Here is a 6,578-nt window from a genome sequence, read left to right on the forward strand (position 1 = left end):
GTCGGTCGTGCGCGCGTGCCGGCCGGCACGCGCGCGCGGACCGCGATCCGTGCTCAGTCCATGCGGCGGTACGCCGGGAGCGTGAGGAAGTCCGCGTACTCGTCGGCGACGGCGACCTCGAGGAACGTCTGCCGCGCCTCCTCGTAGTCGGCCGCGTCGCCGGGGAGCTTCGCGATCTCCTCGGTGACGATCTCGTGCACGAGCTCCTTGGTGACCGTGCGGCCGGTGTCCGCGAGGGTCACGTCGTTGTGCAGCCACTGCCACACCTGGCTGCGGGAGATCTCGGCGGTGGCGGCGTCCTCCATGAGGTTGAAGATCGCCACGGCGCCGAGGCCGCCCAGCCACGCGCGCAGGTACTGGATCCCGACCGAGATGTTGCTCCGCAGGCCCGCCTCGGTGATGTCGCCGGGGGTGGCGGCGACGTCCAGCAGCTGCTCCGCGGTGACCTCGACGTCGTCGCGGGTGCGGTCGATCTGGTTCGGCCGGTCGCCCAGGACGTCGGTGAAGACCTCCTTGCACAGCTCCACCATGCCGGGGTGCGCCACCCAGGAGCCGTCGAAACCGTCGCCGGCCTCACGCGTCTTGTCGTCGCGCACCTTCGCGAAGGCGGTGGCGTTCACCTCCTCGTCCTTGCTCGGGATGAACGCGGCCATGCCGCCGATCGCGTGCGCGCCCCGCTTGTGGCACGTCCGGACCAGCAGCTCGGTGTAGGCGCGCATGAACGGGACCGTCATCGTCACCGCGTTGCGGTCCGGCAGCATGAACTCGGTGCCGCGGGTCCGGAACGACTTGATGACCGAGAACATGAAGTCCCAGCGGCCCGCGTTCAGGCCGGCGGAGTGGTCGCGCAGCTCGTAGAGGATCTCCTCCATCTCGAACGCGGCCGGGTAGGTCTCGATGAGCACCGTCGCGCGGATCGTGCCCTGCGGGATGCCGAGGTACTCCTGCGCCAGGACGAACGCGTCGTTCCAGAGCCGCGCCTCCAGGTAGGACTCCATCTTCGGCAGGTAGAAGTAGGGGCCCAGGCCCTTGGCGAACTGCCGCATGCCCGCCGTGGCGAGATAGAGCGCGAAGTCCACCAGCGAGCCCGACGTCTCGCGCCCGTCCACGAGGATGTGCTTCTCCGGCAGGTGCCAGCCGCGGGGGCGCATGACGATGGTCGCGAGCTCCGCGTCGGGCTTGAGCGCGTACGTCTTGCCGTTCTCGGCCGTGAAGTCGATGGTGCGGTTGATCGCGTCGAGCAGGTTGAGCTGGCCGCCCACCACCGAGCTCCACTGCGGCGTGTTCGCGTCCTCCTGGTCCGCGAGCCACACCTTGGCACCGCTGTTCAGCGCGTTGACCGTCATCTTGCGGTCGGTGGGGCCGGTGATCTCCACGCGGCGGTCCACGATCCCGGGCGCCGGGTCGGCCACGCGCCACGAGTCGTCCTCGCGGATGTGCCGGGTCTCCTCCAGGAAGCCCAGGGTGCCGCCGGCGGCCAGGTCCTCGACGCGGCGCTCGCGCGCCTCCAGCAGCTCCAGGCGCCGGTCCGCCAGTTCGCGGTGCAGCCTGACGATGAGTTCCAGCGCGGCCGGGGTGAGCACCTCCTCGTACCGCTCGCCGATCTCACCGGTGATCTCGATGCCGTCCGGAGTCTCCACGTCGACACTCTCCTTGCTCAGTTTCCACTATGTGGAAGTAGATGTTCTGATCGTGGAAAGTCTAGCGTCCGGCGAGCCGGTCGCCCACCCTCGCCGCCTCCTCGCGCAGGACGGGGACGGCGTCGTCGGCGAACTCCGGGGTCACGCGGGCCTCCGGGCCCGACACCGACAGCGCCGTGGCCAGCGGCGCGCCCGGCACCGCGACCGCGAAGCACCGGACGCCGACCTCCTGCTCGCCGTCGTCCACCGCATAGCCGCGCTCGCGGATCCGCCCCAGCTCCTCGACGAGCTCGCCGACGTCGGTGATGGAGTGCTCGGTGGCGGCGGGCAGGCCGGTACGCTGCGCGATCGCCCGCACCTGGTCCTCGCCGAGTCCGGCGAGCAGCATCTTGCCCACCCCCGTGCAGTGCAGGTGGACCCGCCGCCCCACCTCGGTGAACATCCGCATGGAGTGCGTGGACGACGCCTGCGCCACGTACACGGCCATCTCGTGGTCGAGCATCGCGAGGTTCGCGGTCTCGCCGAGCGCGGCCGCGATGCGCTCGAGGTGCGGCCGGGCCGCGGCGCCGAGCTGCCGGCCTGCCGCGTCCGCGAGACGCAGCACACCCGGCCCGAGCGCGTACCGGCGTGACGGCATCTGCCGCGCGTACCCGCGCTGCACGAGCGTGCGCAGCAGCCGGTGGATGGTCGGCAGGGGGAGCCCGCTGCGGTCGCTGAGCTCGCTCAGGGTCGCGTCTCCCCCGAGATCCGTCATGATCTCCAGCAGGTCGATCGCCCGCTCGACGGTCTGCACACCGCCGGTGGTGCTTGCCACGTGACTCCTTCAGGCCTGGTTCGCCGATCGGTCGCGGGCGCTACCCGTCCGCGGAACAGAACCAGGATTCCACACCCCGGAATGCCCGGCGCCGCCGCACCGTGGCCGGCGCACCGTGGCCGGCGCACCGTGGCCGGCGCGCAAGCACGAGGCTTCCTGCGCCGGACCGAGGTTCGCGCACGACAGCCGAGAGATCGCGGAGGCAAGCTCATGCCATCGCGGCGAACCTCATTCCCGGCCGGCGGCGCGTTCCCGCTCGGCCGCCGTCGCACCGTTGCCGAGGTACCAGCGGATCTTCTCCCGCAGCCGTTCCTGCTGTTCCACCAGCAGGTCGACCTGCTCCTGGACCCGCCTGTCGTGCGCCTGGAGGAGGGCGAGCCGCTCGTCCATCGTGGAAGCGTCCAGGCAGAGCTCCGCGTACTGCTTCAGGTCGGCGATCGGCATGCCGGTGTCCCGCAGGCAGCGCACGAGCCCGAGCCACTCGAGGTCGGTCCCGGAGTAGGTCCGCCGCCCCCCGGCCGTCCGCGCGATCGGCGCGAGGAGGCCCTCACGCTCGTAGTAGCGCAGCGTGTCGATGCTGAATCCCGACTCGGTCGCGGCTTCCGCGGGGGTGTAGGTACGGGCGTTCGCGGTCTCGGTCATGCGTCCATCATGCCGGTCGCCCCGGTCCGCCCGACATACCCGGGCCCGCCCTCTTGACCTGGAGCGCGCTCCAGGTCGCAGGCTACTGGTCATGGACACGATGAATCTGGCCCTCGGGGCCATGAAGTTCGGCACCGCGGTCGGCGAACGGACCGCGTTCGACCTGCTCGACCAGTTCGTGGACGCGGGCGGGACGTGGATCGACACCGCCGACTGCTACGCGTTCTGGGACAGCGAGAGCGGCTACGGCGGGCAGAGCGAGGAGGTACTGGGCCGCTGGCTCGTCGCGCGGCCCGGCACGCGCGACCGCGTGCGGATCTCGACGAAGTTCGGCGCCGAACCCGTGGTCGCCGGCCGCTGGCCCGCCTCGCGGACCGGCCTGGGCAGTGCGGAGGTGCGCGCGCAGGTCGAGAGCAGCCTCCGGCGGCTCGGCACGGACCGCATCGACCTCGCCTGGGCACACATGGAGGACACGACCGTCCCGATCGACGACGTCGCCGATGCCCTGTCGACCCTGTACGACGACGGGCTCGCAGCCCGTCTCGGCATGTCGAACCACGCGGCATGGCGGGTCGCGACCGCCCGCGCCCGGGCGCTCGGCCAGGGGCGCGAGCCCGTGAGCGCGCTGCAGTACAGCTACTCCTACCTGCACCCCCGGCCGGGAACGCCGGGCGCGGGCCACCGGTTCGGCTTCCTCACCAACGACCACCTCGACCTCGCCGCCGCCGACGGCCTCGAGATCTGGGCGTACTCGCCGATGCTCGGCGGCGCCTACGACAACCCCGCCAAGGAGGTCGCCGAGGAGTTCGACCACCCGGGCACGACCCGCCGTCTCGCGGTCCTCGACGAGGTGTCCGCCGGTCTCGGCCTCACCCGTGGCCAGGTGGTCCTGGCATGGCTCGCGGGCCACACCCCGGCGGTCCGCCCGATCCTCGGCGGCAGCAAGCCGGACCAGCTCACGGCGGCGATCGCCGCCGTCACCACCGGCCTGCCCGACGACGCCCGGGCGCGCCTGGACGCCGTCGAGCCCCTGACACCGGCGGTGGACGACGCCCGGGTGCCGGAGACCGACGCCGCATAGCCGACGCGGTCGCCCGCTCGCCGGCGAGCCAGGTCGACGCCGCCCGTGGCACGGGCAGGACCGGCCGGGGCGTGCGCGCGGGCCTCCGCGGACACCGCCGATCTACGAGCCTATCCGTAGATACACTCACAACCTTGACATCACATGTCATATCTCATATCTTTGTGGACTAGCGTCGAGTAGCGGCACTAGGAGACAACGATGTCCAACCCACCTGAGCGGCGCCCGCAGGTAAGCCGCCGAACGGTACTCGCAAGCGGTCTCGCTGCCATTGGGAGCGCTTCCATTCCCGGCGTGGCGGCGTCGGCCGCACCAGCCCAGGAGTCCGCGGCGACCGCGCCCGGCACGGTCGCCGCGGACTGGACCGACCCACCCAACGGCTACCCGGAGTGGAACAACAACATCGGGATATTCGCGGCGGGCGACGAGCCGCCGCACGCGACATACATGCCCTACGCGGACCTCCAGCAGGCGCTGGACACCGACCGCACCACCTCGCCGTGGTGGGGCGCCAACGGCGAGCACGAGAACGCCCAGCCGCCGTTCGCGCCGACGCGGTTCAACCGGGCACAGCGGCCTGGTGCTCCAGGTGGCGAGTCCGAGCACCGGCGCCGGCATCACCCAGCAGCCCGACACGGGCGCGACGAGCCAGCAGTGGGACGTCGTCGACCACGGCGACGGAACGATCAGCCTGGTCAACCGCCACAGCGACCTGGCGATGGACGTCTGGGAGGAGTCCACGGCCGACGGCGCCCGCATCTCCCAGTGGAACACCACCGGCAGCGCCAACCAGCTGTTCAACCTGCAACGCACCTAGGAGCCCATGCCGGGGCACCACAGGCGGCGCCCCGGTCGGACAAGAGGAGAAGGAGTACTCAATGCCCCCGAACCGATTCCTACAGGCAACGCCGCGACCGCGGCGACGCCTGCGATCCCGGATCCTCGCCGCGGTAGCGGTCGCGGCGACGGCGTTCTCCGTCGCCGCAACCGCGAACACCGCGTCGGCGCAAGTGAACGCTGCGCAGGTGAACGCGCTGGCGAGTGCTGGTTGCGGGCAGAGCCCGGGCATGAACAGCGGCAACCACACCATTCAGGTCAACGGCCTCAACCGCAGCTTCATCCTGAAGGTCCCGGACAACTACGACCCGAACTACCAGCACAAGCTGATCTTCGGGCTGCACTGGTGGGGCGGAACCGCCGACCAGGTCGCTGGTGGGGGCTCGGACGGCGCCGTCTACGCCCACTACGGCCTCGAGCAGCAGGCCGGCGGCACCGCGATCTTCGTCGCCCCTCAGGGCATCGACAACGCCTGGCCCGACTCCGGTGGCAGAGACGTGGCCTTCGTCGACGCGATGATCCAGCGCATCGAGTCCGCCCTGTGCGTCGACGAGTCCCAGCGTTTCTCTCTCGGGTTCAGCTACGGCGGCGCCATGAGCTACGCGCTCGCCTGCGCCCGTCCGGACCAGTTCCGTGCGGTCGCGGCCATCGCCGTGCCCGGCCCGGTCTCCGGTTGCTCGGGCGGATCCCAGCCGGTGGCCTACATGGGCATCCAGGGGGTCACCGACAGCATGCCCCAGGCGCGGGGTATGCGCGACCGGTTCGTGAGCAACAACGGCTGCACCCCGCAGAACCCGCCCGAGCCGGCCTCGGGCTCGGGCCAGCACTTCACCACCACCTATTCAGGCTGCCAGGACGGCTACCCCGTGGTCTGGGCCGCCTTCGACGGCGGGCACCAGCAGGGCCCGGTCGACGGGTGCACCGGCTGCGAGAGCGGCGCACAGAGCTGGGTCAAGGGCGAGATCTGGGACTTCTTCTCCCAGTTCGGCGACAGCCCGCCGCCGCAGACCGATGCCGGCGCGCTGACGGGCCAGGCCTCGGGCAAGTGCGTGGATGTGCCGAACCAGTCCACGACCGACGGCACCCAGGTGCAGGTCTGGGACTGCTGGAGCGGGGCGAACCAGCAGTGGACCCACACCGCCAGCGGTGAGCTGTCGGTCTACTCCGGTGGTTCACGCAAGTGCCTGGACGCCTCGGAGGGCGGCACGAGCGACGGGGCGGCCGTGATCATCTGGTCGTGCCACGGTGGTGAGAACCAGCGCTGGAACCTCAACGGCGACGGTTCCATCACCAGCGCCGCATCGGGCCTGTGCCTCGATGTGTCGGGTGCCTCCACCGCCAACGGGGCCTTGGTCCAGCTGTGGTCCTGCCACGGCGGAGGCAACCAGAAGTGGACCCTGAACTGATCGGGTGAACGACAGGCGGGCCGGCCGGCCGGCCGAGCAGCGCTGCTCGGCCGGCCCGTTCGTGTGCTCTTTCGGGCATGGCTCGAGGCCCGCACCGTACGGTGCGGGCCTCGAGGTGAATTGAGGTCCGGCGGCGTCCTACTCTCCCACCCCCTGGC

General features: G+C 71.1%; 6 protein-coding genes. 3 read left to right on the plus strand and 3 right to left on the minus strand.

Annotated features, from left to right (window positions below):
* Positions 1-53 precede the first annotated feature (53 nt).
* From aceB to ACYVK5_RS07900, 3 genes are all read right to left on the minus strand, one after another.
* Complete coding sequence (gene aceB, locus ACYVK5_RS07890; protein ID WP_460703569.1) at positions 54-1,640, minus strand: malate synthase A; 1,587 nt, start codon at positions 1,638-1,640, stop codon at positions 54-56.
* Positions 1,641-1,701: 61 nt separating this feature from the next.
* Positions 1,702-2,454 (minus strand): IclR family transcriptional regulator, encoded by a 753-nt coding sequence (locus ACYVK5_RS07895; protein ID WP_460703571.1) that lies wholly within the window; start codon positions 2,452-2,454, stop codon positions 1,702-1,704.
* Between the two features lie 228 nt (positions 2,455-2,682).
* Positions 2,683-3,096: a MerR family transcriptional regulator gene (locus ACYVK5_RS07900; protein WP_460703573.1), complete on the minus strand. Its 414-nt coding sequence runs from the start codon at positions 3,094-3,096 to the stop codon at positions 2,683-2,685.
* A gap of 91 nt (positions 3,097-3,187) precedes the next feature.
* Between ACYVK5_RS07900 and ACYVK5_RS07905 the strand changes: the two genes are divergently transcribed.
* From ACYVK5_RS07905 to ACYVK5_RS07915, 3 genes are all read left to right on the plus strand, one after another.
* Positions 3,188-4,177, plus strand: a complete 990-nt coding sequence (locus ACYVK5_RS07905; RefSeq protein WP_460703575.1) for an aldo/keto reductase — start codon at positions 3,188-3,190, stop codon at positions 4,175-4,177.
* 580 nt (positions 4,178-4,757) lie between these two features.
* Positions 4,758-4,994 carry an RICIN domain-containing protein gene (locus tag ACYVK5_RS07910; RefSeq protein ID WP_460703577.1) on the plus strand — a complete coding sequence of 79 codons (237 nt, stop codon included), beginning with the start codon at positions 4,758-4,760 and terminating at the stop codon, positions 4,992-4,994.
* 61 nt (positions 4,995-5,055) lie between these two features.
* Positions 5,056-6,420: an RICIN domain-containing protein gene (locus ACYVK5_RS07915; RefSeq protein WP_460703579.1), complete on the plus strand. Its 1,365-nt coding sequence runs from the start codon at positions 5,056-5,058 to the stop codon at positions 6,418-6,420.
* The last annotated feature ends 158 nt before the right edge of the window (positions 6,421-6,578 follow it).

The sequence above is a fragment of the Myceligenerans halotolerans genome (genome assembly GCF_054782975.1).